Source organism: Mesorhizobium sp. USDA 4132, assembly GCF_056279545.1.
On sequence record NZ_JBWCCP010000001.1, the window covers coordinates 1631725 to 1654792 of the forward strand.

23 protein-coding genes are annotated in these 23068 nt (G+C 62.4%); 10 read left to right on the forward strand and 13 right to left on the reverse strand.

Annotation, left to right across the window (positions count from 1 at the left end; translation table 11 throughout):
* Positions 1–10 precede the first annotated feature (10 nt).
* A complete protein-coding gene (locus ACZ9IU_RS08515) occupies positions 11–1381 on the forward strand; it encodes a PleD family two-component system response regulator (protein WP_038542026.1) in 1371 nt (456 codons plus the stop codon).
* Between the two features lie 875 nt (positions 1382–2256).
* Here the strand turns inward: ACZ9IU_RS08515 and rpmG are convergent.
* The 6 genes from rpmG to topA all read right to left on the reverse strand — a co-directional run bounded on the left by rpmG (position 2257) and on the right by topA (position 9881).
* Positions 2257–2424, reverse strand: coding sequence for a 50S ribosomal protein L33 (rpmG, locus tag ACZ9IU_RS08520; RefSeq protein WP_003547442.1), 168 nt, complete (start codon positions 2422–2424; stop codon positions 2257–2259).
* Between the two features lie 91 nt (positions 2425–2515).
* Positions 2516–3700 carry an MFS transporter gene (locus tag ACZ9IU_RS08525; protein WP_038542029.1) on the reverse strand — a complete coding sequence of 395 codons (1185 nt, stop codon included), beginning with the start codon at positions 3698–3700 and terminating at the stop codon, positions 2516–2518.
* A 10-nt stretch (positions 3701–3710) separates the two neighbouring features.
* On the reverse strand, positions 3711–4397 hold the full coding sequence (locus ACZ9IU_RS08530) for an NUDIX hydrolase (protein ID WP_157885107.1): 687 nt from the start codon (positions 4395–4397) through the stop codon (positions 3711–3713).
* The gene (locus ACZ9IU_RS08535; protein ID WP_038542031.1) at positions 4394–4846 is read right to left on the reverse strand and encodes a DUF983 domain-containing protein; all 453 of its coding nucleotides are present in this window, start codon (positions 4844–4846) and stop codon (positions 4394–4396) included. The genes ACZ9IU_RS08530 and ACZ9IU_RS08535 overlap by 4 nt, the downstream gene beginning before the upstream one ends.
* 2 nt (positions 4847–4848) lie before the next feature.
* Positions 4849–7203, reverse strand: coding sequence for a ribonuclease R (rnr, locus tag ACZ9IU_RS08540; protein ID WP_038542033.1), 2355 nt, complete (start codon positions 7201–7203; stop codon positions 4849–4851).
* Positions 7200–9881 carry a type I DNA topoisomerase gene (topA, locus tag ACZ9IU_RS08545; RefSeq protein ID WP_038542035.1) on the reverse strand — a complete coding sequence of 894 codons (2682 nt, stop codon included), beginning with the start codon at positions 9879–9881 and terminating at the stop codon, positions 7200–7202. The genes rnr and topA overlap by 4 nt, the downstream gene beginning before the upstream one ends.
* 246 nt (positions 9882–10127) lie before the next feature.
* Between topA and ACZ9IU_RS08550 the strand changes: the two genes are divergently transcribed.
* Positions 10128–10334, forward strand: coding sequence for a hypothetical protein (locus ACZ9IU_RS08550; protein ID WP_038549036.1), 207 nt, complete (start codon positions 10128–10130; stop codon positions 10332–10334).
* Here ACZ9IU_RS08550 and dprA read toward each other — a convergent pair.
* From dprA to ACZ9IU_RS08570, 4 genes are read right to left on the reverse strand one after another with little or no spacing between them, the layout of a single operon-like run.
* Positions 10314–11456 carry a DNA-processing protein DprA gene (dprA, locus tag ACZ9IU_RS08555; RefSeq protein WP_038542037.1) on the reverse strand — a complete coding sequence of 381 codons (1143 nt, stop codon included), beginning with the start codon at positions 11454–11456 and terminating at the stop codon, positions 10314–10316. The genes ACZ9IU_RS08550 and dprA overlap by 21 nt on opposite strands.
* 13 nt (positions 11457–11469) lie before the next feature.
* Positions 11470–12087: a glycerol-3-phosphate 1-O-acyltransferase PlsY gene (plsY, locus tag ACZ9IU_RS08560; protein WP_038542039.1), complete on the reverse strand. Its 618-nt coding sequence runs from the start codon at positions 12085–12087 to the stop codon at positions 11470–11472.
* A gap of 13 nt (positions 12088–12100) precedes the next feature.
* Positions 12101–13387 (reverse strand): dihydroorotase, encoded by a 1287-nt coding sequence (locus ACZ9IU_RS08565; protein ID WP_038542041.1) that lies wholly within the window; start codon positions 13385–13387, stop codon positions 12101–12103.
* Positions 13384–14325: an aspartate carbamoyltransferase catalytic subunit gene (locus ACZ9IU_RS08570; RefSeq protein ID WP_038542043.1), complete on the reverse strand. Its 942-nt coding sequence runs from the start codon at positions 14323–14325 to the stop codon at positions 13384–13386. The genes ACZ9IU_RS08565 and ACZ9IU_RS08570 overlap by 4 nt, the downstream gene beginning before the upstream one ends.
* 202 nt (positions 14326–14527) lie before the next feature.
* Here ACZ9IU_RS08570 and ACZ9IU_RS08575 point away from each other — a divergent pair, with 202 nt between their 5' ends.
* Positions 14528–16180 (forward strand): acyl-CoA dehydrogenase family protein, encoded by a 1653-nt coding sequence (locus ACZ9IU_RS08575; protein WP_038542045.1) that lies wholly within the window; start codon positions 14528–14530, stop codon positions 16178–16180.
* Here the strand turns inward: ACZ9IU_RS08575 and ACZ9IU_RS08580 are convergent.
* A complete protein-coding gene (locus ACZ9IU_RS08580; protein WP_038542047.1) occupies positions 16162–17097 on the reverse strand; it encodes an AEC family transporter in 936 nt (311 codons plus the stop codon). The genes ACZ9IU_RS08575 and ACZ9IU_RS08580 overlap by 19 nt on opposite strands.
* A 184-nt stretch (positions 17098–17281) precedes the next feature.
* Here ACZ9IU_RS08580 and ACZ9IU_RS08585 point away from each other — a divergent pair, with 184 nt between their 5' ends.
* The 3 genes from ACZ9IU_RS08585 to ACZ9IU_RS08595 all read left to right on the forward strand — a co-directional run bounded on the left by ACZ9IU_RS08585 (position 17282) and on the right by ACZ9IU_RS08595 (position 19098).
* The gene (locus ACZ9IU_RS08585) at positions 17282–17926 is read left to right on the forward strand and encodes a TetR/AcrR family transcriptional regulator (RefSeq protein ID WP_038542049.1); all 645 of its coding nucleotides are present in this window, start codon (positions 17282–17284) and stop codon (positions 17924–17926) included.
* A 65-nt stretch (positions 17927–17991) separates the two neighbouring features.
* The gene (locus ACZ9IU_RS08590) at positions 17992–18477 is read left to right on the forward strand and encodes a group II truncated hemoglobin (RefSeq protein ID WP_038542051.1); all 486 of its coding nucleotides are present in this window, start codon (positions 17992–17994) and stop codon (positions 18475–18477) included.
* Between the two features lie 294 nt (positions 18478–18771).
* A complete protein-coding gene (locus ACZ9IU_RS08595) occupies positions 18772–19098 on the forward strand; it encodes a DUF6105 family protein (protein WP_038542055.1) in 327 nt (108 codons plus the stop codon).
* On the opposite strand, the gene ruvX is transcribed toward ACZ9IU_RS08595, so the two are convergent.
* Positions 19041–19529 carry a Holliday junction resolvase RuvX gene (gene ruvX / locus ACZ9IU_RS08600; protein WP_038549038.1) on the reverse strand — a complete coding sequence of 163 codons (489 nt, stop codon included), beginning with the start codon at positions 19527–19529 and terminating at the stop codon, positions 19041–19043. The two genes, ACZ9IU_RS08595 and ruvX, sit on opposite strands and share 58 nt — an antisense overlap.
* A gap of 132 nt (positions 19530–19661) precedes the next feature.
* Between ruvX and ACZ9IU_RS08605 the strand changes: the two genes are divergently transcribed.
* The 4 genes from ACZ9IU_RS08605 (at position 19662) to ACZ9IU_RS08620 (ending at position 22628) form a co-directional block, all read left to right on the forward strand.
* Entirely contained in the window at positions 19662–20363 is a 702-nt protein-coding gene (locus tag ACZ9IU_RS08605) for a metal-dependent hydrolase (RefSeq protein WP_038542057.1), read from the forward strand.
* 109 nt (positions 20364–20472) lie between these two features.
* Positions 20473–20760, forward strand: coding sequence for an Asp-tRNA(Asn)/Glu-tRNA(Gln) amidotransferase subunit GatC (gene gatC / locus ACZ9IU_RS08610; protein ID WP_038542059.1), 288 nt, complete (start codon positions 20473–20475; stop codon positions 20758–20760).
* A 56-nt stretch (positions 20761–20816) separates the two neighbouring features.
* A complete protein-coding gene (gene gatA / locus ACZ9IU_RS08615; protein WP_038542061.1) occupies positions 20817–22298 on the forward strand; it encodes an Asp-tRNA(Asn)/Glu-tRNA(Gln) amidotransferase subunit GatA in 1482 nt (493 codons plus the stop codon).
* A 63-nt stretch (positions 22299–22361) separates the two neighbouring features.
* A complete protein-coding gene (locus tag ACZ9IU_RS08620) occupies positions 22362–22628 on the forward strand; it encodes a hypothetical protein (RefSeq protein WP_038542063.1) in 267 nt (88 codons plus the stop codon).
* 90 nt (positions 22629–22718) lie between these two features.
* Here the strand turns inward: ACZ9IU_RS08620 and ACZ9IU_RS08625 are convergent, their stop codons facing one another.
* Positions 22719–22976, reverse strand: a complete 258-nt coding sequence (locus ACZ9IU_RS08625) for a YjhX family toxin (protein WP_038542065.1) — start codon at positions 22974–22976, stop codon at positions 22719–22721.
* Between the last annotated feature and the right edge of the window lie 92 nt (positions 22977–23068).

Below are 23068 nucleotides of genomic sequence, written 5' to 3' on the forward strand. Positions count from 1 at the left end.
GACGGACCTCATGACGGCGCGGATACTGGTAGTCGACGATATTCCGGCGAATGTGAAGCTGCTCGAAGCCAGGCTTCTGGCCGAATATTTCGATGTCCTGACCGCCGACGACGGTTACAAGGCGCTGGCGATCTGCGACAGCACCCATGTGGACCTGATCCTGCTCGACATCATGATGCCTGGTATCGACGGTTTCGAGGTCTGCGAACGGCTGAAGGCCAATCCGCGCACCGCCCATATTCCCGTCGTCATGGTCACGGCGCTTGACCAACCGTCCGACCGCGTGCGTGGCCTCAAAGCCGGTGCCGACGATTTCCTGACCAAACCGGTCAACGACCTGCAGCTCATTTCACGGGTAAAGAGCCTGGTGCGGTTGAAGACGCTCAGCGACGAGCTGCGCATCCGCGCCGACACCGCCAGCAATATCGGGCTGGAAGACATGCTGAAGGGCGCTGACGGTCGCGACGAGATGGCCCAGGTCCTTCTCGTCGATGGCCGCGCAAGCTCGCAGGAGCGCATCATCAAGGCGCTGAAGCCGGTCGCCGGCGTCATTGCCATGTCCGATCCGCAGGCTGCCCTTTTCGAAGCGGCGGAGAACCCGGTCGATCTGGTGATCGTCAACGCCAATTTCGACGAATACGATCCGCTGAGACTGTGCTCGCAGCTTCGCTCGCTGGAGCGAACCCGGTTCCTGCCGCTGCTCCTGGTGACAGAAATGGGTGCTGACGACCTGATCGTCCGGGCGCTCGACCTCGGCGTCAACGACTATATCGTCCGGCCGATCGACCCGAATGAGCTCGTGGCCCGCGTGCTCACCCAGATCAAGCGCAAGCGCTACAACGACCGCCTGCGCATGAGTATGCGCCAGACCATCGAGCTTGCCGTCACCGACGGGCTGACCGGCCTCAACAACCGGCGTTATCTCGATAATCACCTCAAGGTACTGTTCAATCGCGCTGCCGCGCGCTCACGGCCGCTGTCCGTCTGCATTACCGATATAGATCGCTTCAAGTCGGTCAACGACGCCTATGGCCACGATGCCGGCGACGAGGTGCTGAAGGAATTCGCAGCCCGCGTCCGCTCGACGGTAAGGGGAGCCGATCTTGCCTGCCGTTACGGCGGCGAGGAATTCGTGGTCGTCATGCCCGATACCGATTCTATGTCGGCCGCCGTGATTGCCGAACGGCTTCGCAGCATCATCGAAAGTCAGCCGTTTCATTTGAAGACAGCGGGCATCATGCTCAATATCACGGCATCGCTCGGGATTGCATGCAATGCACATGGGGCCGAGACGCCGGAGCAGCTCATGAAACAGGCCGACCGCGCGCTCTACGAAGCGAAGAATGGCGGGCGCAATCGCGTGGTTGCCGCCGCCGCTTAGAGAATCAGAAAACCCTAAATTGCATGTTGACCGCCTACAAGGCGGGAGTGCTGTGGAAAAGCCGAAGGTGTCCCCAGTTATTTCAAGCGGGAACCTGATTTTTTACAGGTACGAATTGATGGACCAATTTCATGAACAGTGATCGGTTAATTCTGCTGCTGCAGTGCATTCAAGAAATTCCGAATGTATCCATGGGGCGCTCCAGGCCCGCCAATCGAGAATAGCTGTGCGAATTGGCTTCTCCGAAATTGCAAGGCTGAGGAGATAACCAGTGTTCCTCAAGGATGTTCTTGAATTCAGGTCAAGGTTCCAAGAGTTTGATTGCCTTAAGCATATAAAGCCTCGGGGATGATCTTTAATTTTTTACAAGAAAAACAGGCAAAATATGAATAGCGGACGCGAATTTTAACCAACAACAGTGGCAGAACCGGTATCAGATTAAGAATCTGTTGATTTTCTTTTGGTTTTGCGCAATTTTGACGCTTAACGAAGATAACGTTCCCGAAAGGGACGCCGATACCCCATGATGCTCAGGTCCGCCGCATCTCCTGGGTCGTGGGGTCGGTCGACCGGCAGGCATACCAAAGCGGTTCCTCGTGCCGTGATTGCAGGCTGGTCGACCCCCATTTGAAAGCGCCGCTTCCAGCCTCTGGAGCGGCGCTTTTCCATTTCTACGCAGCCTGTCCCGCTCTGGATCATACCGCTCCCGCATCGGCCCGAAAACCGGTGCCGATTGTCGGAGAGCATGATGCGGCAATTTAAGGATCTGGAGCGCCTTGGTGGGGCCGAATGAACGGACGGCGCTAGAGTGATGACCAAAAGAAAAGGCGCCAAGCCTCTCGGCTGGCGCCCTTCGAGAACCCTCGGATCAAGGCTTACTTGATCTTGGTTTCCTTGAACTCGACGTGCTTCTTGGCGACCGGATCATACTTGGTCTTGGTCATCTTGTCGGTCATCGTGCGGCTGTTCTTCGTGGTGACGTAGAAGAAACCGGTGTCAGCCGTCGACAGCAGCTTGATCTTGATGGTCGTAGCTTTCGCCATGGTGTTCTGCCTCTAAGAAAAAATGAAGCCGCGGACGCGGGTTGGGTCCACGGCGAAATCTGGCGCGAAATTACAAATCGCGCTCGAAAAGTCAACTCCGTTTTGACCGGAAAAGCATTCGGCAGATGGAAACCAGCACATAGAAGCCGAAGAATCCCGCCAAGGCCCAGGCAAAACCGTCATTGCCAGCGATATCGATGGCAGCGCCGATACCCTGCGGACCGGCAACCGTACCGACCGCATAACAGAAGATGAAGGCCGCATTTGCGGCAGCAAGGTCGGCGCCGCTGAGCCGCGACCCGAGATGCGCCAGGCCCACCGTATAGAGGCCGGACACGCAACCGCCCCAGAAGAACAGGACCACGGCCATCATGATCCAGTTCTGGATCAGGAAGGGCAGGGCAAGCGATCCCGCGACGCCGAGCACCGCCATGGCGGTGAGGAGTGGCCGGCGGTCCCTCAGCTTGTCGGAATAGAGGCCGAGCGGGATCTGGAAGGCCATGTTGCCGATGCCCATCACCGTCAGCAGCAGCGCGGCCTGCGCTTCGGTCAGCGCCGAACGGATCGCATAGATCGGAAACAGTGACAGCCCGCCCGCCGACACCGCACCGAAGGCGAATACTGCCGCCGTCGCTGTCGGGACGAGGAAGATGTAGTGGAAGAAGTGCCGATCCGGCTTGGTATCCAGCACGGGACTTTCATGGCGGGCGATGAAGATCGGAATGATCGCCAGCATGATGATCGCCGCACCGACCAGGAAAGGCAGGACGCCGTCGCTGCCGAGCGCGGAGAAGAGCAGGGGACCGATCGCGAAGCCGATGGCGAGCACGGTGGCGTAAATGCCGAGAACGAGCCCACGGCGCCTTGGCGGGGCCGCCTCGTTGATCCAGAATTCCGACAGGATGAAAAGCGTCGTCGTTGCGCCGTGGAAGGTGAAGCGCAGCGGGAACCACATCCAGAAGGCATCCGCGTAGTAGAAGCCGATGGCGCTGATGGCAGCAATGAGCACCGCGAACATCATGGTGCGCGCCACGCCGCAGTCATGGGCGATTTTGGTGGTGATCGGCGCCGCGACCATCGAGGCGACGCCGGCCATGGCGGCGTTGAGGCCGATCAGGGTGGAGGAGATTCCGCGCTTTTCAAGAATGATGCTGAGGAGCGGCAGGCCGAGGCCGATGGCAATGCCCACGGCACTGATGGCGGATATGGCGGCGATCAGCGACGGCCAGTGAATCTTCTCGACATGGCCGTTGGCGTCTGTCGTCGGCTGAGCCATTCAATGTTCCTTACAGTCGGCTGCGGACGAATCGTCCATGACGCATGAAGTAGAAGGACACCGGGCTTCCAAACGGTAAAGACGGATCGAATGCCATCAGGTTTTTCACGTCCTCCAGAACCGCCTGCGTGATGCGCGGGAGTTTCAGACCCGAAAGCTCGGCAATGTCAAGCCAGCGCACGTCCTGAAGTTCGTTTGAGTCGCCAAGAAGCGCCATGTCGAAGCGGGTTTCGTCGGTAAAGGCGAGAAAGAAGCGCGTATCGTAGCGCCGGACATTGCCGGGCGGCGTGATGGCGCGGGCGACATAACGCAGGCGGGAGAGGTCGGCAGCGCTGTCGCCCGCAAGCCCGGTCTCCTCCTGAAGTTCTCTGAGGGCCGCGAGCGCCAGGGCCCGGGCGCGGGCCGAGGTCATGCGGGCGGTGGTGCCGGCAACCAGCTTTTCGACAACCAGCGGATCGAGATCGGCGCTGAAGGGAAGGGCATGGTCGCGGGCATCGCGCCTGCCGCCGGGAAACACGTAGACGTCAGGCATGAACACATGGCCGCTGCCGCGCCGGCCCATGAGAACCCGCGGGGTGCCGGCGGAACGATCGATCAGGATCAGCGACGCGGCGTCCTTGGGTGTCACGCCGGCCACGCGTGCATGCTTCGGCGCGTCCATTGCGAACGGAGCCTGTTCCTCGGTAGACGATATCATGCAATCGGTCCGCCCCGGCCGGGATCGACCGCCTTGTCGTCCGTTCCCCCGAAGCCGTGCATCTTCAGCGACCATTGGAAACCGATGACACCACCCTTGATCGGCTGGATGGTCACAAGTGCCGTGAGGATCGCCAGCGGCACCCAGATGGCGAGCTGGACCCAGGGGGAAGCCCTGAAAGTCATGTCGGTCAGCAGGTACCCGGTCATCAGCACGTGACCGACGACGACAATGACGAGATAGGCCGGCAGGTCGTCGGCGCGGTGATGATGGATTTCCTCGCCGCAGACGGCGCAGGTATCGACCGGTTTCAGGAACGCCCGGAACAGGCGACCGGTGCCGCAGGCGGGACAGGTTGAGAGCAAGCCCCGCTTGATGGAGCGGCCGAGCGGCCTTTCGACCTCCTGAGCTCCACCATATCGGACCGTCTGTTCGCCCTGTTCCTGCATTCCTATCTCCTTCGGCCGCTCCGCGGAGGCCGCGTGCCGGGTTGGGTCCGGCCGCGCCGCCCCGATTTATGGAAGGAGCGGGTCGCGGTCGGCAATTTCTTGCCCTCGCTCAGCATTTCGAACTGCAGCGCGCCGGCAAGCGGGATCGCCTGCTTCAGCCGCACGTCAACCGTATCGCCGATCTGGTAACCGAGACCGGTCTTCTCTCCGGACAGCGCCTGATGCGCCTCGTCATAGATGAAGTAGTCGTTGCCGAGCGTGGATATAGGTATGAATCCGTCCGCGCCATAGGTCGGAAGCGAGACAAATAGTCCCGCCTTGGTGACGCCGGAGACGCGGCCGACGAATTCCTCGCCAATGCGTTCGCTCAGATGGTGGGCGATCAGGCGGTTGATCGTGTCGCGCTCAGCGGCCATGGCGCGGCGCTCGAAGGTGGAGATCTCGGCGGCGATATCGTCCAGCTGCGCCTCTTCCTCCGGCTTGATCCCGCCTTCGCCCAAGCCCAACGACCCGACCAGCGCGCGATGCACGATGAGGTCGGCGTAACGGCGGATCGGCGAGGTGAAATGCGCGTATTTCATCAGGTTGAGGCCGAAATGGCCGATATTATCAGGGCTGTAGATCGCCTGGCTCTGGGAGCGCAGCACCATCTCGTTGACCATCACCTGGTGCGCGGTGCCCTCGGCCTTGGCGAGAATGCCGTTGAACGAGTTGGCCCGCATCTGGCCGCCCTTGGCCATCGGAATGCCCAATGTCGCGAGAAACTCGCGCAGCGTCTCCTGCTTGGCAAGCGAGGGCGTGTCGTGGATGCGGTAGATCAGCGCCTGCCGCTTCTTCTCCAGCGTCTCGGCGGCGGCGACATTCGCCTGGATCATCATCTCTTCGATGAGCTTGTGCGCGTCGAGCCGGTCCGGCACGAAGACCCGGTCGACCGTGCCGTCGGGCTTCAGCAGGATCTTGCGCTCCGGCATGTCGAGTTCAAGCGGCTGGCGGCGGTCACGACCGCGCTTCATCACCCCATAGGCACGCCACAGCGGCTTCAGGATCGGTTCGAGCAGCGGCCCGCTCTTGTCGTCCGGCTTGCCGTCGATCGCCGCCTGGGCCTGTTGATAGGAAAGCTTGGCGGCGCTCTTCATCATGATCCGGTGGAACGTGTGGCCGGCCTTGCGGCCTTCTTTCGAAAACACCATGCGCACGGCAAGTGCGGGCCGGTCTTCGCCTTCACGCAGCGAGCAGAGATCGTTGGAAATGCGCTCCGGCAGCATCGGCACGACGCGATCCGGGAAATAGACTGAATTGCCGCGCTTCAGCGCCTCGCGGTCGAGCGGAGAGCCGGTGCGGATATACCAGGAGACGTCGGCGATCGCCACGGTGACGATGACGCCGTCCGGATTGTCCGGCGAGGGGTCGAGCTCGGCATAGACCGCGTCGTCATGGTCCTTGGCGTCGGCGGGGTCGATGGTGATCAGCGGCAGCGAACGCCAGTCCTCGCGTTGCGCCATGGTGGCGGGCCTGGCCGCTTCGGCCTCGTCCATCACCTGTTTCGGGAAGATATGCGGGATGCCGTGCGAATAGACGGCGATCATCGAGATCGCCTTTTCCGAGCCGATCGTACCGACGATCGACAGAACCCGGGCGCGCGGAAGGCCGAAGCGGCCGGAACGGACGACCTCGCTCTCGACCAGGTCGCCGTCCTTGGCCTCGCCGATATCGGCGGGCTCGATCACCATTTCCTCGCCGCGCCGGTCGATCGGCAGCAGGCGCAATTCGCCATCGGCAAGCTTGTGGACGATGCCGAGCGAGGCCCCGCGGCGCTTGTCGATGATCTTGATGACGCGGGCGGTATAGGCGGGCCCGGTCCGGTCCTTGTTCGGGAAGATTTTTGCGAGCACCCGGTCGTTGAGCCCGGCAGCAGCCACTCTGCCCTTGCCGCGGCTGTCGGACGACTGACGGATGAGCACCGCAGGCGCCGCACCCAGGTCCTCCGGCCATTCGGCCGGACGGCCGATCAGCTCGCCGTCCTTGTCGCGGGTGGTGATGTCGAGAACGGTGACCGGCGGCAGCGCGTCGGGACGGGTGAGCGACTTGCGGCTCTTCTTGAGAAGGCCTTCTTCCTCCAGCGTCCGAAGCAGGTCCTTCAGCTCGACGCGGGTGTCGCCCTTCAGCCCGAAGGCCTTGGCGATCTCCCGCTTCGACCCCTTGTCCGGGTTTTCGGCGATGAACTCGAGCAGGACATCGCGCGGCGGCACCGCACCGTGGATGATCACCGGCTTTTCCGTTGTGGAAGCGGTGTGGCCGCGGATGGCTTTGTCGGGGCGTTTTCCCTGGTGTTTCGATCTGTCGCGCGGTTCTCTCACGTGCCCGTCTTCTTCGCCTTCGGTGCAGCTGCAGTCTTTTTCGCCGGAGCTTTAGCCTTCGCGGCCGTCTTGGCTTTCGGCGCCGCCTTCTTGGTCGCGGTGGTTGCCTTGGCGGCGGCTTTCTTCGGCTTTGCCTTGGACGACGGCGCCTTGCCGCCCTTTTCGATGATGAAGGCCATCGCCTGCTCCATCGTTACCGATTGCGGGTCCAGCCCCTTCGGCAACGTTGCGTTGACCTTGCCCCAGTTGACGTAAGGCCCGTATTTGCCGTCGCGCACGGTGATCGTGCCGCCGTCTGGATGGTCGCCGAGTTCCTTCAGTGCCGCAGGCGTGCCACGGCCGCGGCCACCACCGGCCGCCACCTTGCTCTGCTTTTCGGCAAGCACGGTCACGGCGCGGTTGAGGCCGATCGAGAACACGTCCTCGATGCTCTCCAGGTTGGCATAGCTGCCGTCATGCAGCAGGAACGGTCCGTAGCGGCCAAGCCCTGCCGAAATCATCTTGGCTGATTCCGGATGTTTGCCGACGTCGCGCGGCAGGTTGATCAGGGCGAGCGCCTTTTCGTGGTCGATGTCCTCGGGCTTCCAGCCCTTGGGCAGCGAAGAACGCTTGGCTTCCTTGCCTTCGCCGCGCTGGATATAGGGTCCGAACCGGCCCGAGCGCAGCGTCAGTTCCTCGCCCGTATGCGGATCGGCACCGAGTGCCTTGGGTTCGTTGAGGGCGTTCGCTTCCGCATCCGCGCCGCCTTCCGAGGAAAGCTGGCGGGTGTAGTTACAGTCCGGATAGTTCGAGCAGCCAACGAAGGCGCCGTATTTGCCGAGCTTCAGCGACAGGTTGCCGGTGCCGCACACCTGGCAGATGCGCGGATCACTGCCGTCCTCCCGCTTCGGGAAGACCAGCGGCGCCAGCGTCTCGTTGAGCGCATCGAGCACGTTGGTAACGCGCAGTTCCTTGGTGTCTTCGATCTGGGCGAAGAAATCCTGCCAGAATTCGCGGAGAACCTGCTTCCAGTCCAGTTCGCCGGCAGAGATCTTGTCGAGTTTTTCCTCAAGATCGGCGGTGAAGTCGTATTCCACGTATTTCGTGAAGAAGCTTTCGAGGAAGGCCGTCACCAGCCGGCCCTTCGAATGCGGGATCAGCTTGCGCTTGTCCATGGTCACATATTCGCGGTCGCTCAGCGTCTTCAGCGTCGCGGCATAGGTGGAGGGGCGGCCGATGCCGAGCTCTTCCATCTTCTTGATCAGCGAGGCTTCCGAATAACGCGGCGGCGGCTCGGTGAAGTGCTGGCTGGCGTTCACCTTGTTCTTGTCGAGCTTTTCGCGGGCATTGATCTCGGGCAGGCGGCCATCTTCATCGTCGTCCTCGCCCTTTTCGGCGTCCTCGCGGCTGTCCACATAGGCGCCGAGGAAGCCGTCGAACCGGATGACCGAGCCGACGGCGCGCAGGCCAGCCTTCTCGCCCTTGTTGTCGGCAAGGATCTCGACCGTGGTGCGCTCGATTTCGGCGGACGCCATCTGGCTGGCGATGCCGCGCTTCCAGACCAGCTCATAAAGACGGGCCTGGTCGGCATCGAGGTAGCGGCGCACCTGGTCCGGCGTGCGGTTGAAATCGGTCGGGCGGATCGCTTCGTGGGCTTCCTGGGCGTTTTTCGCTTTGGTGGAATAGAAGCGCGGCTTTTCCGGCAGGTAACGCTGTCCAAACTGGTCGACGATGGCGCTGCGGGCCGCGTCGATCGCTTCCGGCGCCATCTGCACGCCGTCGGTACGCATATAGGTAATGAGGCCGACCGTCTCGCCGCCGATATCGACGCCTTCATAAAGCTTCTGCGCCACCTGCATGGTACGCGAGGCGTTGAAGCCGATATTGGAGGAGGCGGCCTGCTGCAGCGTCGAGGTGGTGAAAGGCGGGCCGGGATTGCGCTTGACGGGCTTCGCCTCGACCGTATCGACCACATAGGCGGCGCCATCGAGCAGCGCCTTCAGGCGGTTGGCGTCCTCGCCGTTCTTGATCGAGCGGCCCTGCAGCCGCTTGCCGTCGGCAGACACGAGGCGCGCCTCGAACTCGTCACCGCGCGGCGTGCGCAGCAGAGCCGACAGGTTCCAGTATTCTTCGGAGATGAAACGCTCGATCTCCGATTCGCGGTCGCAGACGAGTCGCAGCGCAACCGACTGCACGCGGCCGGCCGAGCGTGCCCCCGGCAGCTTGCGCCACAGCACCGGCGACAGATTGAAGCCGACCAGATAATCGAGCGCGCGGCGGGCGAGATAGGCGTCGACCAGCGGCACGTCGATATCGCGCGGATTGGCCATCGCATCGAGCACGGCCTTCTTGGTGATGGCGTTGAAGACGACGCGCTTGACCGGCTTGTCGCCGATCACCTTCTTCTTCCTGAGAAGATCGAGCACGTGCCAGGAAATGGCTTCCCCTTCGCGATCCGGGTCGGTTGCGAGGAACAGGGCGTCCGAGCCTTTCACGGCGTCGGAAATGTCCTTCATCCGCTTCTGGGACGCCGGATCGACCTCCCACAGCATTTCGAAGTCCTGATCGGGAAGCACGGACCCGTCCTTGGCCGGAAGATCGCGCACATGGCCGAAAGAGGCGAGAACCTTGTAGCCGGAGCCGAGATACTTGTTGATTGTCTTGGCTTTGGCGGGAGATTCTACGACGACAACATTCATTTTGCTTCTCTGCAATAGAGGCTTGGCCCGGCACCGTTGCGGTCCAGGCGAAAATCTGACCTCCCGACATGGAGGGCGTTTGCCTCGCGGTCAAGGGGCGTATGCCAAATTATAGGGTACAACGAGATGCAACCTGAAGAAGATATACAATTGGTTGCAATCTTAAATAAATGCGATATGGTCCGCAGCATACCTCAAGGTGAATTTATTTGGACCGGCGGTCGGCTTTTTTTGACAGGACAGGATATGGTTTCTCGGGGTGAGGCAAACGGCCGGCGTGAGGACGATACCAGGGAGAATATTGCCTATATCAGGCAGATGCTGGGGGAACTCAGGCAGGTCGCCTTGGGAGAGGGCGCGGACATGCTCTGCTACCTCATCGAAATGGCCTATGTGGAGGCGGGAGACGTCCAGGCGGGGCGGCGGCCCCGCTCAGTCTTCCATCGCGAGTGACACCATTCCGCCGGCGTGGCGATGCAGCCGGGCAGCGAGATCGAGTTCCAGCAGCACGAGATAGACGGATGAGGCGGGCAGGCCGGTATGGCGGATGATGTCGTCGACATCGACCGGTGTCGGCCCGAGCGCCGAGACGATGACCGCCCGGTCGTCGTCATTGGGCGGCAGCATCTCGCCGCCCTCCTTCGGTTCTTCCACCATCGGTTGGTTGAAGAGATCGAGCTGTGAAAGCGGCGCCAGCGCCTCGATCACATCGGCCGATCCTGTGGTGACGATCGCGCCCTGTTTCAGGAGCCCGTTGGTCCCGTGGCAGCGCGGATCGAGCGGCGAACCGGGAACCGCAAAGACAAGCCGTCCGAAATCGGTCGCCAGCCTGGCGGTGATCAGCGAGCCCGAGCGCTCCGCCGCCTCAATCACCACGACCCCCAGCGAAATGCCGGATATCAGCCGGTTTCGGCGAGGGAAATCCCGCGCACGGGGCTCCCAGCCGAACGGCATTTCGCTGACTGCAAGGCCGGCGCCCTCGGTGATTTCCTCGAGCAAAGGGATGTTTTCCGGCGGATAGGGCTGGTCGAGCCCGCCGGCGAGCACCGCGATCGTTCCGGTTTCCAGGCTGGCGCGATGGGCGGCGGTATCGATGCCGCGGGCAAGGCCTGACGTCACCGTATAACCGGCGCGGCCGCAATCCCTTGCGATCATTGCCGCGAACTTGGCGCCCGAAATCGAGGCGTTGCGCGATCCGACGACGCCGACGGACGGGCGCGTTGCGGCTGAAAGGTCGCCCTTCATCGCCAGAAGCGGCGGGGCGCCTTCGATCTGACGCAGCGCCGGCGGATAGTCGGGTTCGCCGATGCCGACGAAGCGAGCGCCAAAGCGATGCGCCGCCTCAAGCTCGCGTTCGGCCTCCTGCACACCGGCAATCCGGATCGCCCTGGTCGCTCCGCCGCGGGCGGAAAGTTCCGGCAGCATGGCAAGCGCGTTTTCCGCCGAACCGCAATGATTGATGAGGTCTCTGAATGTGGCGGGGCCGACATTGTCGGAGCGGATCAGCCTCAGCCAGGCGATCCTCTGCCTCTCCGTCAGCGCAATTCCTGTTCGTTTCGCGCTGCCGTCCGGCATTGTTTCCCCCGGTCTATCCCTTTTGGCCGATCCTGCTTTCTGTGCCGGCGATCAACCGCTTGATGTTGGCTTCGTGCTTCCACCAGGAAATCACCGTCATGACGGCCATGACCAGCGCGATCTTCGGCTCGTTTAAGAACCACAGCACAACCGGAATGACAAGGGTTGCAACCAGAGCGGCCAGCGACGAATATTTGCTGATCCTGGCGACGCCGAGCCAGATCGCCGCAAACACCAGCACCATCCACGGTGCGACGCCAAGCAGCGTGCCGATATAGGTGGCGACGCCCTTGCCGCCTTTGAAGCCGAGCCAGACCGGGAAGAGATGGCCCATGAAGGCTGCAAAACCGGCCAGCAGCCCGGCTTCTTTTCCGAAGAGATACCAGGCGACCAGCGCCGCGACGGTCGCCTTCAGCGCGTCGAGCAGCAGGGTGGCGGCCGCGAGCTTCTTGTTGCCGGTGCGCAGCACGTTGGTGGCGCCGATATTGCCCGACCCGATCGACCGGATATCACCAAGTCCTGCCGCACGGGTGAGGATCAGGCCGAAGGGAATGGAGCCGAGCAGATAGCCGAACACCAGCGCGGCCAGCGCGATCGGCAGGGTGATCTGCCAGTTGAAGAGTTCACTCACGCCCTTGCTCCCCTTAAAGCGTGTAGACGCACTTGCCGGCCACATAGGTAGCGACGGCGCGGCCCGAGAATCGCGCGTCTTCGAACGGCGTATTCTTCGACCGCGACAAGATCATATCCTTCGAAACGATCCAAGGCTCGTCGAGGTCGATCAGCGTGATATCTGCCTTGGCGCCGGGCTTCAGCGTGCCGGCATCAAGCCCGAAGATCTGCGCCGGCCGGGTCGACATCGCATCGATCAGCCGCATCAGCGGCACGCGACCGTCATGGTGCAGGCGCAGCGCTGCGGCGAGCAGCGTCTCCAACCCGATCGCGCCGTCCTCGGCATCGGCAAACGGCAGGCGCTTGGTGTCGACGTCCTGCGGATCGTGCGAGGAGACGATGATATCGATCGTGCCGTCGGCGAGCGCATCGGCCATCGCCACGCGGTCGTCTTCGGAGCGCAGCGGCGGCGAGAGCTTGAAGAAGGTCCGGTATTCGCCGATGTCGTTCTCGTTGAGCGCCAGATGGTTGATCGACACGCCGCAGGTGGCGTTGGCACCGCGTGAACGGGCGACGCGCATCGCTTCGGCCGATTCCGCCACGGAAATCTTCGCCGCATGATATTTCGCCCGCGTCAGGCCGGCGATCCTCAAGTCCCGTTCGAGCGGGATGATCTCGGCTTCCTTCGGCACGCCGGAGAGGCCGAGCCAACTCGCGAACAGGCCTTCGTTCATCACGCCGTTGCCGAGATATTTTTCGCGCAGTTCCAGAGAGACGACCGCATCGAATTCGCGCGCATAGGTCATCACCCGGCGCAGGAGTAGCGTATCGGAAAGCCCATGCCGGCCGTTGGTGAAGGCGACGGCGCCCGACTGCTGCAGCAGGCCGATCTCGGTCATCTCCTTGCCAGCCAGCCCCTTGGTGAGGGCGGCGGCGGGATGGACGTTGACGACGGCCTTGTCGCGGGCCGCCTTCTGCACGAATTCGACCAGCGCGATATCGTCGATCACAGGGTCGGTGTCGGGCATCATGATGAAGGAGGTAATGCCGCCGGCCGCCGCCGCCCGGCTTGCCGATTCGATCGTCTCAGTGTGCTCGGCGCCCGGTTCGCCGACATAGACGCGGGCATCGACCAGGCCCGGCGTTGCCACGAGGCCCTTGCAGTCCCGGATATCAGCACCTTCCGGCGCGCCCTGGTTCTGGGCTTGCTTGCCGGCGGCAAGGATACGGCCGTCAGCGCCGATGATGATCGTGCCGGTCTCGTCGAGATTGCGCGACGGGTCGATGATGCGGAGGTTCTTGAGGACGGTCGGGGTCATGCGCGCTCTCCCTGGTTCTGGGAGACGAGCAGGGCCTCCATCACGGCCATGCGGACCGCGACCCCCATTTCCACCTGTTGCTCGATGACGCTCTGCGGGCCATCGGCGACTTCGGAGGCGATCTCGACGCCGCGGTTCATCGGGCCGGGATGCATGACGAGCGCATCCGGCTTGGCGGCCTTAAGCTTTTCGGCGTCGAGCCCGTAGAAGCGGAAATATTCGCGCACCGACGGCACGAAGGCGCCGGCCATGCGCTCGCGCTGCAGGCGCAGCATCATCACCACGTCGGCATCCTTGAGACCTTCTTCCATCGAGTGGAAGACCTCGACGCCCATGTCCCTGATGCCGGAGGGCAGCAGCGTCGAAGGCGCCACCACGCGAACGTGCGCGCCCATGGCGTTGAGCAGAAGAATGTTCGAGCGAGCGACGCGCGAATGCAGCACGTCGCCGCAAATAGCGACGATGATGCGCGACAGCTTGCCCCTGGCGCGGCGGATGGTCAGCGCGTCGAGCAGCGCCTGGGTCGGATGTTCGTGCTGACCGTCGCCGGCATTGATCACGGAGCAGGCGACCTTTTGCGCCAGAAGTGCGGCGGCACCGGCCGAGGAATGGCGCAGCACGAGCACGTCCGGGCGCATGGCATTGAGCGTCATCGCCGTATCGATCAGCGTCTCGCCCTTTTTGACCGAGGAATTGCCGACCGACATGTTCATCACGTCGGCGCCCAGGCGTTTGCCGGCGAGCTCGAAGGACGATTGCGTACGGGTGGATGCTTCGAAGAACAGATTGATCTGGGTCAGCCCGCGCAGCGTGGAGGTCTTTTTCTCCCGCTGCCTGGAAATCTTCACAGCCTCGTCGGCCTTGTCGAGAAGAAAGGTGATGTCTTGTTCGGTAAGGCCCTTGATGCCAATCAGATGGCGATGAGGGAAGAAGACCATGGACACGTCTCCGCTTGCGTTCGGCGGTCTATAATGACTGCCGACAACCGCTGCAAGCGGGCGCGGGACTTATCTCACTGCTTGTTTGTCCATTGTCGCTCACAGCGGTTTCTCGACGCGGGTGCGGCCTTTTGTTGAGAACGCCAGAAATCCTGAACGGGCGCCGTTCCCAGGCCCGGTAACTTCCGCTAGAACCCGTTTCATGAACCAGATGTCGCGCGCCGAAGAAAAATTTGCCGAACTGAACCAGCCAAAACCCTGGTCCGGCATCAATGCCTACCGATCCGATCCGCTGGTCGTCGACCTGACGAGCACGCTGAACCGGACCATCCGCGAGGAATACGACCAGCTCGGCCGTTACGTCACCTCGCCGGAGGCGCAGGAACTGGCGCGCATGGCGAACGAGAACCCGCCGAAGCTGAAGACCCATGGCCCGCGCGGCGAGCGGCTTGACGTCGTCGAGTTCCACCCGGCGTGGCATGCGCTGATGCGCCGTTCGATGCAGACCGGCCTGCATTCCTCCGTCTGGGAAAACATCCCGGAAGCCAAGGGCCACGAGCACAAGGCGCGGGCGACGCGATTCTATCTGTCGGCGCAGCTCGAATGCGGCCATTTGTGCCCGCTGACCATGACCAGCGCCTCGATTGCCGCGCTGATGGCCTCGCCGCGCGTCCAGAAGGAATGGGCGCCAAAAATCCTGTCGCGCAAATACGATTCGACGAATCGCCCTGCCTTGCAGAAGAGCGCGGTGACGCTCGGCATGGGCATGACCGAGAAGCAGGGCGGAACCGACGTGCGCGCCAACCGCTCGACCGCCGAACGCGTCGGCGAGGGCATCTACCGGCTCTCCGGCCACAAGTGGTTCATGTCGGCTCCGATGAGCGACGGTTTCGTGATGCTGGCCAAGACCGGCGATGGGATCGGCTGCTTCCTGGTGCCGCGGCTGCTCGAAGACGGGTCGGCGAACGGCCTGCAGTTCCAGCGCCTGAAGGACAAGCTCGGCAATCGCTCGAACGCGTCCTCCGAAGTCGAATTCACCGATGCCTTCGGTTATCTGCTTGGCGAACCGGGCGGCGGCATCCGCACCATTCTCGACATGGTGACGCTGACACGGCTCGATTGCGCGCTGGCATCCGCCGGCATCATGCGTGCGTCGCTTGCCGAAGCGGTCCACCACACCCGTGGCCGCAGTGTGTTCGGCAAGAAGCTCGTCGATCAGCCGCTGATGACGCGCGTGCTCGCCGACATGGCGCTCGACGTGGCTGCCGCGACAGCGCTCGCTTTCAGGCTCGCCGATTCCTTCGATCGCGCCGCCAGCAATCCGGCCGACGCGGCTTTTGCCCGGGTCATGACGCCGGTCATCAAATACTGGAACTGCAAGATTGCGCCGTCGCTGATCTACGAAGCGATGGAGTGCATCGGCGGCAACGGCTATATCGAGGAACGGCCGATCGCCCGGCACTACCGCGAGGCTCCGGTCAACGCGATCTGGGAAGGTTCCGGCAACGTGATGGCGCTCGACGTGCTCCGGGTCCTGTCGCGCGGGCGGGACCTGTTCAACAACGTGCTTGCCGGTTTCGAACGGGATCTTGGTCCTGCGGGCAAAAAGACGGTCGAAGTGCTGCGCGCCGCCATGGCGCTCTGCGAAACCGACGAGGGCGCTGCCCGGCTTCTGGTAGAACAGCTGGCACTTGCGGCTGCGGCAGCCGAACTGGTGCGGCTCGGCGCCGGCAAGATCGCCGATGCTTTCCTGGAAACGCGGCTCGCCGGCGGCTGGCGCTCGACTTATGGCATGCTCGATGCCCGGTTCGACGCCCGCTATATCGTCGACCTGCTTTATCCAGCCGCGACGTAGGCGACGACTGTCATCACGGCCGGAATGGTGAGGAACGAGGCGACGACCTGCAGGGTTGCCGCCGCCGCATACATGTCCGCATCGCCATTCAGCTGCTTTGCAAGCAGATAACCGTTCATCGCGGTCGGCACCGCGGCACTCAGTGCCAGGAGGACGAGGCCGTTGCCCTGGACCCCGCACAGCGCACCGACACCGACGGCAACGACTGGGAAACCGATCAGCTTCAGGAAGACGGCAAGCAACGTGATCGGTCTCGGCTTGAGCGCGTCCATGACCCGCAGGCCCGCGCCGACCGTGATCAGGCCGAGGCTGAGCGAGGCCTGCGACAAAAGGTCGACCGCCACCATCACTGGCTCATAGATCGGAATGCCGATGAGGTTGACGACAATGCCGAGCGCCGTCGAGAGGATCAGCGGATTGGTGCAGACTCTATAGAGAATGGCCTTGTAGTTCCGGTCGTGGCCGGAGAACCATAGCAGCACCGTCACGTTGATGAAGTTGAGCGGGATGATGATCGCCGCCATCACCAGGCCAACCATGGTCAGGCCCTGCTGGCCGTAGGTCTTTGCGGCGATCGCCAGCGCCATGAAGGCGTTCCAGCGCGTCGCGGTCTGGAACAGCGAGGTATAGGCCGGTCCGCCGACGCGCAGGTTCCGCAGCAGCGGCCACGCCAACAGCAAGCCGCCCGACATTACCAGGACAGAAACGATCGCCGCGAAACTGACCGTCAGGTTTTCGGTATTCGAAAAATCCGCCTTGGCCATGGTCGAGAACAACAGGGCCGGAAACAGCACCCAGTAACTGCACTGTTCGAGCCCGTCCCAAAAATCGGCATTGATGATGGGCGCGCGTTTTAATCCCATGCCGAGGAGAACCAGCAGGAAAATCGGCAGAACGCTTTGGAAGACGATGAGCATGGAGGAGGGCACGTCGGTGGGAGACTACGATCTCGTTAGCCCTCCCACGCCGATAGTGCAATGTAAGAGCCCGCGAATTCAAGTGCGGCGCGCGCAATCCTGTGCATGGCGACGGAGACAGCTTGCGGCAGCGGAAGCCACCGACTATCGCGGTGGGTCAAGACGAAACCGAAACAGGCGGAAAATGCTCCAGATCCCTGAAGTCACAGCGCAAGAAGGTTCGGTCGCGAAAGTGCGCAGCCGCGCCGGCACCGAGCGGGCGATCTTCCTGGCCGCCCGGGCGCTGCTCGCCGAACAGGGGTTCCAGGGTTTCGGCATCAACGCCGTGGCGCGCCGCGCCGGCTGCGACAAACAACTCATCTATCGATATTATGGCGGTCTCGACGGGCTGATCGAGGCGATCGGCGCCGATCTCGGCACCTGGGTCAAGGATCGCATCCCGGAAGATACCGGCGGCATGTTCCTGCTGACCTATGGCGACCTGATGGAGAAGCTCTCCATCTATTTCATGGAAGCGCTGCGCGACGATCCGCTGGTCTGCAAGATCGTCGCCTGGGAGGTCTCGCAGGACACGCCGCAGGTCCGCCGGCTGTCGGAGGCGCGCACCAAGGCGCTCGGCAAATGGCTCGAGAAGATGCGGGGCTCGCTGACGCCGCCGAAGGGCGTCGATGCCGCGACCACCAATGCGCTGCTGTTTGCGGCGATCCAGCACCTGGTGATATCGGCCGCCGTCAGCGGCCAGTTCGCCGGTCTGGCGCTGAAAACCGAGAAGGACTGGGACAAGGTCGGCAACGCGCTCCGCCGCCTGGTTCGCGCGATCTACGGCTGATCGGCGCCCAAGTCTTGAAGCCATGACGTCCGCCTCATATCTCTTCGGAAGACGAGGGAACGACCATGACCGTACCGACGCTATATGAATGGATCGGCGGCTTCGATGCGCTGCTGCGGCTAACGACGGAGTTCTATCGTCGCGTCCCGGCGGATGACCTGCTCGGGCCCGTCTTTGCCGGCATGGACAAGAACCATCCCGAGCATGTTGCAATGTTCATTGCCGAGGTCATTGGCGGACCGAAACTCTATTCGGAACAACGCGGCGGTCATCCGGCGATGGTACGCCATCATCTTGAAAGACATCTGACCGAGCCGATGCGCCGGCGATGGATCAATATTCTGCTCGACACCTATACGGATCTCGAACTTCCGGCAGATCCGGAGTTCACATCCGCACTGGTCGGCTATCTCGAATGGGGAACGCGGCTTGCGGTCGTCAATTCGCAGCCTGGAGCCAAGGTTTACGAGCATGCGCCGATGCCCGAATGGGGGTGGGGCGAAACCGGTGGTCCGTATATTCCGAAGAAGCCCAAATCGCCGGCAGCCTGACCTGCTCTATCCACAGGCACACTTGCGAAATTAACCATCTCCCCCGGTTTCCGTTGCGGCAAATCCCTGCGGGCTTAAGTTCCACGTTAACGCACTGTTAACTACAACGTTTGCCGAGTATCCGCGTATGGGAACCATAATCAGGGGCAGGGCATTGCTGCTTGTCATGACGACGATCTTCGCGGCGCTGGCACTTGATATTGCCGTTCCCGCACTGGTCCTGAGCCTTATGGCTCTATCGAGATGGCTGGTGTCCCTGGATGTTTATCCCGTCGAGCTAAGGGGGAGAACCGCATGAAGTGGTTCCTGATTTTGTGGGCCGGCCCGGTCCTGCTGCTGTCCAGCTGGTACGGGCTTTCCTACTACGACATGAGCTTTGGCTTCTTCATGCTAACCCGCCAGACCCATGACCTGGTCTTCCAGATCTACGGCAATATCCTCGGCATTCCGCCGGAAACCATTCCGCCTTTGGTGGCGCGTGCCATGGTTTTCGACAGCCTGGTCGTGTTCGCCATCGTCGCCTTCCGCAAGCGCCGCGAGATCGCCGCCTGGTGGCAGAAGCGTCAGCTTGCGAAATCGGTCTCCCTGCCAAGCGAAGAGAGCCTGTCGAGCGCTCCCTGAAGAATGAAGCTCGCCGCGGCGGAATCGATCCGCTCGGCACGCTTCGCCCGCGATACGTCCATTTCCAGAAGCGCCCGTTCGGCAGCGACCGTTGAGAGACGCTCGTCCCAGAAGACGAAGGGCAGGGCGGTCTTTTCCGACATCGAGCGAACGAAGGCGCGTGTCGCCTGAACCCTCGGACCGGCGGAGCCGTCCATGTTGGTCGGCAGGCCGATGACGAAGCCCGCCACCTTCTCCTTTTCGGCAAAAGCGAGCAGCACTTCGGCATCCTTGGTGAACTTCACCCGTTTGATGACCGGGCGTGGGGTGGCGAAGCGCCGGCCGAGATCCGACATGGCAAGCCCGATCGTCTTGGTGCCGAGGTCTAGGCCGGCAATCGCCTGTGCGGGCTGCAGGGCTTCGGCCAGTTCCTCGATCGTCATCACTGTCATGCGTTCTTCATCCTCGGGATCCAAACAGGGTCTCAAAAGCGGGTTTTGTCCCACCCTCTGTCCCACTTCCCTTTAGCCTCATATCGGCTATGTGTCGTTACTATCCCACACTATATTGAAGGAGAGTTTTCCATGAAGATCACCTGGCTCGGCCATGCCGCCTTCCGCATCGAGACCGCCAAGGCCAAGATCCTGGTCGACCCGTTCCTGACCTATAACCCCGCGTTTGCCGGCCAGGACATCAAGGACGCCGCCGAAGGGCTGACTCATATCCTGCTGACTCACGGCCATGGCGACCATGTCGGCGATACGGTCCAGATCGCTAAGGAAACCGGTGCCGTCGTTCTCGCCAACTATGACCTCGGCGTCTGGCTGGCAAAGAAGGGCGTCGAGAAGCTCGAAATGGGCAATACCGGCGGTACGGTCGGTTTCGAAGGGTTCACCGCCACCTTCACCAACGCGCTGCACTCGTCTGCCTCGCTGACCGAAGACGGCGTTTCGCACTGCCTCGGCAACGCAAACGGCCTGATGCTGCATTTCGACGACGAACTCTCCGTCCTCCACATGGGCGATACCGACATCTTCTCAGACATGGCCCTGATCAACGAACTGCACCAGCCGGATATCGGCATCGTGCCGATCGGCGACCGTTTCACCATGGGCGGTGCCGTCGCTGCGCTCGCCTGCCAGCGTTTCTTCGATTTCAAGCACGCGCTGCCTTGCCACTATGGCCTGCCGGGCGTCGACCAGACGCCGGAAAAGTTCGTCAAGGGCATGGAAGGTTCGCGCACCCGGGTCGAGACGCCGGTGCCGGGCGGCGGCCTGACCTTCTAAATCGCGTCCTTTAAGGCGGCGCGCCTTCGCAAATTGAAGCGCGCTCCCTGTTGCGAAGGGCGGACATGGCCATTATAGCGAAGGGGAAATTTCCCATCGGAGTTATGCCATGTCCGTCGATCTCGCCACCGTCAAGCGCGTCGCGCGCCTTGCCCGCATTGCGGTCACCGAGGAAGATGCCAATCGCATGGTCGGCGAGCTGAACGGCATCATCAATTTCGTCGAGCAGCTTTCCGAAGTCGATGTCACGGGTGTCGAGCCGATGACATCGGTGACCCCGATGAACATGCGCAAGCGCACCGACGCCGTCACCGACGGCGACAAGGCCGACGATATCGTCGCCAATGCGCCGTCTACCGACCACAATTTTTTCCTGGTGCCGAAGGTCGTCGAGTGAGCGCTGAATAGCGCCCCGCCGAACCTTCCCTCGTATTCGAACCGTTTGAAGAGCCCATGACCGAACTCACCAGCCTCACCATTGCCGAAGCCCGCGAAAAGCTCAAAGCCAGGGAATTCACCTCGGTGGAGCTGACTGAGGCCTATCTTTCCGCGATCGACGCCGCCAACTCGGTGTTCAATGCCTATGTCGCCGTGACGCCGGAAAAGGCGCTCGGCATGGCGAAGGCTTCCGACGCGCGCCGCGCCGCGGGCCAGGTCGGCGCGCTGGAAGGCATTCCGCTCGGCATCAAGGACCTGTTCGCCACCCGCGACGTCCACACCCAGGCCTGCAGCTATATCCTCGACGGTTTCCTGCCGAAATACGAATCGACCGTCACCCAGAACCTCTGGGATGATGGCGCGGTCATGCTCGGCAAGCTCAACATGGACGAGTTCGCGATGGGCTCCTCCAATGAGACCTCTCACTATGGCGCCGTAGTCAACCCGTGGAGGGCCAACGGTTCCAACCAGCAGCTCGTGCCGGGCGGTTCTTCCGGCGGTTCTGCCGCTGCGGTGTCCGCATTCCTCTGCGCCGGTGCGACCGCCACCGATACCGGTGGCTCGATCCGCCAGCCGGCCGCCTTCACCGGCACCGTCGGCATCAAGCCGACCTATGGACGCTGCTCGCGCTGGGGCACCGTCGCCTTCGCATCCTCGCTCGACCAGGCTGGCCCGATCGCCCGCGACGTGCGCGATGCGGCGATCATGCTGAGATCGATGGCGTCGGTCGATGCCAAGGACACCACCTCTGTCGACCTGCCGGTGCCGGATTACGAAGCCTCGCTCGGCCAGTCGCTCAAAGGCATGAAGATCGGCATTCCGAAGGAATACCGCGTCGAAGGCATGCCGGAAGAGATCGAGAAACTTTGGGCTCAGGGCATCGCCTGGCTGAAGGATGCTGGTGCCGAGATCGTCGACATCACCCTGCCGCACACCAAATACGCGCTGCCGGCCTATTACATCGTCGCTCCTGCCGAAGCCTCGTCGAACCTCGCCCGTTACGACGGCGTGCGCTATGGCCTGCGCGTCGACGGCAAGGACATAGTTGACATGTATGAAAAGACCCGCGCCGCCGGTTTCGGCACCGAGGTCAAGCGCCGCATCATGATCGGCACCTACGTTCTGTCGGCCGGTTATTACGACGCCTATTACCTGCAGGCGCAAAAAGTCCGCACGCTGATCAAGCGCGACTTCGAGATTGTCTTCGACGCCGGTGTCGATGCAATCCTGACGCCGGCCACGCCGTCGTCGGCCTTCGGCATCGCCGACGAGGACCTCGCGTCGGATCCGGTCAAGATGTACCTCAACGACATCTTCACGGTGACGGTCAACATGGCCGGCCTGCCGGGCATCGCCGTTCCTGCGGGCCTCGACGCCAAGGGCCTGCCGCTTGGCCTGCAGCTGATCGGCAAGCCGTTCGAGGAAGAAACCCTATTCCGCACCGCTCATGTCATCGAACAGGCCGCCGGCCGGTTCACGCCGACGAAGTGGTGGTAAGCGGACTGATCATCCGGAAAATGACGGCCGCCGATCATCGGGCGGTCGCCGGGGAGATGGCTCATGGCTAAGACGGATCTGGCAGGATTGATCGAGGCTTTTGATCGCCTCGCGGCCAATGGTTTCACCCTGGGTGCGGACTGGCAGGCGGTGCACGAGATTTGCCAGGCCCATGAGGGCGAACAGCCGTTCGACTGGGGCCACGCTCTCTGCCACCGCATCGAAGGCGACGACTCGAACGCCAACTACTGGTACCGCCGCGCCGGCAAGCGACGCATTGGCTCGGTCGGCGACGAATGGACGGCGATGCGCGCCGAGCTTTCCGCTTAGGCCTGAGGTGGGTTCAGTCTTCTTGGGGCGGATAGAGCTTGCGCTGGATGGAAAGCCGGCCTCCATCGAGAAGACTGGCCTTCGTTTTCATTACCGATTATCCTGCTCGGCCCTCACCAGCACCAGTCCCCTTTCGGTAATGCGGTAAGGCCTGCCGCCCTGGGATTTGATCGCCTTCTTCTGCTTGAGCTTTCGAAATGTAACGAGGTCGAGGCCTGAAAAGGCCCAGCCTTCGCGGGTAACGAGTTGCAGCTTTTCGATCTTGCCTTTGTCGTCGCGGGTGATCTCGATCCTGCCGCCCTGGGCGAGCAGGTGGAGGATGCGCTGTTCGGCGCGGGAAATATCCATTGTCTTGATGTCCGGAGAAGCGCTCGTGAACGAGCGCACAAAAACGTTGCCGGCGTCGCGTGACGTCGGGGTTCTCGTTTTTGTCTGGGCCG

Excerpts from the sequence above, each read along its gene's own strand:
- ACZ9IU_RS08515 (WP_038542026.1), top strand. The coding sequence starts at position 11 with ATGACGGCGCGGATACTGGTAGTCGACGATATTCCGGCGAATGTGAAG.
- rpmG (WP_003547442.1), bottom strand. The coding sequence starts at position 2,424 with ATGGCGAAAGCTACGACCATCAAGATCAAGCTGCTGTCGACGGCTGAC.
- ACZ9IU_RS08525 (WP_038542029.1), bottom strand. The coding sequence starts at position 3,700 with ATGGCTCAGCCGACGACAGACGCCAACGGCCATGTCGAGAAGATTCAC.
- ACZ9IU_RS08530 (WP_157885107.1), bottom strand. The coding sequence starts at position 4,397 with ATGATATCGTCTACCGAGGAACAGGCTCCGTTCGCAATGGACGCGCCG.
- ACZ9IU_RS08535 (WP_038542031.1), bottom strand. The coding sequence starts at position 4,846 with ATGCAGGAACAGGGCGAACAGACGGTCCGATATGGTGGAGCTCAGGAG.
- topA (WP_038542035.1), bottom strand. The coding sequence starts at position 9,881 with ATGAATGTTGTCGTCGTAGAATCTCCCGCCAAAGCCAAGACAATCAAC.
- ACZ9IU_RS08550 (WP_038549036.1), top strand. The coding sequence starts at position 10,128 with ATGGTTTCTCGGGGTGAGGCAAACGGCCGGCGTGAGGACGATACCAGG.
- dprA (WP_038542037.1), bottom strand. The coding sequence starts at position 11,456 with ATGCCGGACGGCAGCGCGAAACGAACAGGAATTGCGCTGACGGAGAGG.
- ACZ9IU_RS08565 (WP_038542041.1), bottom strand. The coding sequence starts at position 13,387 with ATGACCCCGACCGTCCTCAAGAACCTCCGCATCATCGACCCGTCGCGC.
- ACZ9IU_RS08570 (WP_038542043.1), bottom strand. The coding sequence starts at position 14,325 with ATGGTCTTCTTCCCTCATCGCCATCTGATTGGCATCAAGGGCCTTACC.
- ACZ9IU_RS08575 (WP_038542045.1), top strand. The coding sequence starts at position 14,528 with ATGAACCAGATGTCGCGCGCCGAAGAAAAATTTGCCGAACTGAACCAG.
- ACZ9IU_RS08580 (WP_038542047.1), bottom strand. The coding sequence starts at position 17,097 with ATGCTCATCGTCTTCCAAAGCGTTCTGCCGATTTTCCTGCTGGTTCTC.
- ACZ9IU_RS08585 (WP_038542049.1), top strand. The coding sequence starts at position 17,282 with ATGCTCCAGATCCCTGAAGTCACAGCGCAAGAAGGTTCGGTCGCGAAA.
- ACZ9IU_RS08590 (WP_038542051.1), top strand. The coding sequence starts at position 17,992 with ATGACCGTACCGACGCTATATGAATGGATCGGCGGCTTCGATGCGCTG.
- ACZ9IU_RS08595 (WP_038542055.1), top strand. The coding sequence starts at position 18,772 with ATGAAGTGGTTCCTGATTTTGTGGGCCGGCCCGGTCCTGCTGCTGTCC.
- ruvX (WP_038549038.1), bottom strand. The coding sequence starts at position 19,529 with ATGACAGTGATGACGATCGAGGAACTGGCCGAAGCCCTGCAGCCCGCA.
- ACZ9IU_RS08605 (WP_038542057.1), top strand. The coding sequence starts at position 19,662 with ATGAAGATCACCTGGCTCGGCCATGCCGCCTTCCGCATCGAGACCGCC.
- gatC (WP_038542059.1), top strand. The coding sequence starts at position 20,473 with ATGTCCGTCGATCTCGCCACCGTCAAGCGCGTCGCGCGCCTTGCCCGC.
- gatA (WP_038542061.1), top strand. The coding sequence starts at position 20,817 with ATGACCGAACTCACCAGCCTCACCATTGCCGAAGCCCGCGAAAAGCTC.
- ACZ9IU_RS08620 (WP_038542063.1), top strand. The coding sequence starts at position 22,362 with ATGGCTAAGACGGATCTGGCAGGATTGATCGAGGCTTTTGATCGCCTC.
- ACZ9IU_RS08625 (WP_038542065.1), bottom strand. The coding sequence starts at position 22,976 with ATGGATATTTCCCGCGCCGAACAGCGCATCCTCCACCTGCTCGCCCAG.